Raw genomic sequence first — 573 nt, forward strand, 5'->3', positions numbered from 1 at the left:
TCACTGCGTGCCGCCCCAAAATGTGCCTCTCTACAGCCCCTATCTAAAAGGATATCGCTGCAATCCTGAACGCCTGCGCCTCGTCATTCTTCCTCGTTGCCGCTCGTCGTGCCTCCTCGTTGCCGCTCGTCGTGCCTCCTCGTTGCTCTCCCTGCCTTTGAATAAGTTCGAGTAAGGCTTGTTTTCTTATGCGCCGATTTCCTTTCACTCGCATCATTTACGGGCTCGCAGGCTGTTAACCGTCTCTCCCCACAACCTGCTTTGCAAGGGTAAATGAACGCTGCGCGCCCTTGCAAAGCAGAACGATGTTGAGAGAGCGGACAGCCAAGCGGCTCCGAAAAGTGATACTCAAACAAAAGGAAAATCCTCATGGCGCAACAAAATTCAAACCTAACTCTCTCTAATTCAAATTCAGTGACCAGCGTTTCGCCGCTGGAGCACGAAAGCTCACCCAAAAATGATATCTCTAAGCGTCTGCAACCAGTAGAGCCAAGTCGTGATGTTGCCCTATCAGGATCAACATCTGTGGAAAATATTGTCGTGATTGCCGCTCACGTAAAAGCAAGAGCCAGG

At 51.0% G+C, this 573-nt stretch carries 1 pseudogene; it reads left to right on the forward strand.

The annotated features are described in order from the left end of the window. Nucleotides 1–369 precede the first annotated feature (369 nt). Nucleotides 370–573: pseudogene (locus tag AB4496_RS09440) on the forward strand (hypothetical protein); the annotation flags it as partial.

It is taken from the genome of Vibrio sp. 10N.222.46.A1 (assembly GCF_041473595.1).
GTDB lineage: Bacteria > Pseudomonadota > Gammaproteobacteria > Enterobacterales > Vibrionaceae > Vibrio > Vibrio tasmaniensis_A.